We start from the raw sequence: 1,862 nt of genomic DNA, 5'->3' as shown, positions 1-1,862 counted from the left end.
CCCGGTTGACCTGATCCGATTTCCAGATCCAGCCCCTCGGGAAACAGGGTCTTGTCCCCGTAGTGGATGCGCAGGTCACGGAGTACGAACCCCTCAAACCCGCGCAGGGCAACCTGCCCGTTAGGCCGGTCAGGCAACGTGAGCAGTTTGCCTAGCTTCAGGAGCTCCCCTCGCATGTTCGCTAGACGCAAAGCGAATTCAATTAGCGCTTCGAAGGAAAGCAATCCCATCGAGATGTACGAGACGAGCAGAATCACGTCGACTGCCGTCCGGTTCTGCACATAGACAGCATAGAAAGTCAGGGCTGTCTGTAGCACAAAGGACCAGAGCAAACGTGGACCGCTCACGAGCCATGCTCGATGATGGGAGTTCTTCCGGTAGAATTCCGTCCTCTCTTCCGAAAGCTCTCCCAATTTCCGTTCCATTGACTCATTGATCCCACGGTCACTGATCAGACGCGGTATCTGCGACCAGGGGTCCATGGTGGTTTGAAGATACGATGACAGCTTCTCTCCCTCTTTGCTGATCTCTTGATCATTCTGGAAACCTGGTTTCATCATCCAGAGCTCCAAAACACAAGCGACCAGCAGCGCAGCGGCATATTCCCATGAGAGAACCCACCACAGCGCGCTGAGATTGAACAGCCAGATGAAGGGGTTCTTCACCACCACCATCAAGTCAACTCCAATTGAAACTCGAATTGACTTTACGAGCGCCCATGGAGTTCCATTGTCATTGATGTAGTGACGTAGGGACTCCCTGTGCACAACCTTCAGCTTTTGGGCGATTCGCTCGACCAAGCTTTTCATGATGTGCCGTTGAAGTTCATCGGCTACGTGGATGTTGCGGGTGTAGAAAAACCCACCCCCAAGTGCGAACATCGAGGCTGTAGCGACGAGCAGTGGCAGCTGGTATTTCTTGGACTCCAGCGCTACTTTCAGCAGGTAGAAACCGAGAACGGTGCCCATTGCCGTCATCAGCGACCAGCCAACCATCTTCGCACACAGCCTCTGGCATCGCTTGATCGTCTTGCCGAGAAGCTGGAGTGACTGGAAAACCAGCGTGTCGTCTTCCGGGTTTCCCTCGCTCTTTGCCAGCCTCCAGAGCAAACGATCGGCAAGCGTTTGTTTTTCGCCCGCCCTTTTGCCACACAAGATGGCAAGCCAATCGTGGGTTGCCTTCAATTGAAGGCGAAATGATTTCATAATTCTTCCTTTTCCACACGTCCGCGTAGTTCACCTGTTACTACTTTAGCAACAGATGATAGCTCCTTTCAGGATCGCTCTGACGAAGCAAAGCGCAAGGCTATTTATGTATATTTAATCATATTTATTTTTACAGACTCAACATTCTTTTGCAAAATGTGCATTTTCATTATAAATAAATGAATATTCGGATAAAACAATCTAAGGGCACCCTTCTTCAACACAACCACCGGACAAGCAGCGGCTTTAGTCGTGAAGGGTCTACCGGACAGACCGACTTTTGTCAGGCCCGGGACTTGGTTAGCCCTTGAAGAGCTGATCGAGTCAGGAAGAGCATTACCGGAAAAACTGACTCTCGTCAGCCCCGGAGTTTTAGCTAGTCCTTGAAGTGCTGGTTGTAGGCCGAATTGGGGTTGCTTGCGAGCTCGGCCTTCCACCCCTGCTCGACGATCCCCATGCCGTTCGGTCCGAGGACGATCACATAGGAATCCTTGTGGATGGCGTACTCACTGTGAGCGATCGAGATGACCGTGTCCCCATACGGAGTTGCACACTCCTCAATCGCTTTCAGCACGAAGACCGCTGTCTCTTGATCCAGCTGAGACATGGCCTCATCGAGCATGATCGCCACGGGATGTGCGGGTCGAACCGCCAATG

2 protein-coding genes are annotated in these 1,862 nt (G+C 52.2%); both read right to left on the bottom strand.

Annotation, left to right across the window (positions count from 1 at the left end; translation table 11 throughout):
* The coding region (locus BUB71_RS18725) for a hypothetical protein (RefSeq protein ID WP_139279206.1) at positions 1-1,205 on the bottom strand (1,205 nt) is incomplete at its 3' end.
* A 376-nt stretch (positions 1,206-1,581) separates the two neighbouring features.
* Positions 1,582-1,862 (bottom strand): P-loop NTPase family protein (locus tag BUB71_RS19835; RefSeq protein WP_217653580.1); only part of this gene is annotated, 281 nt, incomplete at its 5' end.

This window comes from Seinonella peptonophila, from assembly GCF_900129355.1.
GTDB lineage: Bacteria > Bacillota > Bacilli > Thermoactinomycetales > Thermoactinomycetaceae > Seinonella > Seinonella peptonophila.
Note: the sequence above shows the minus strand (reverse complement) of the source record. Positions and strands in the feature narration are given on the sequence as shown.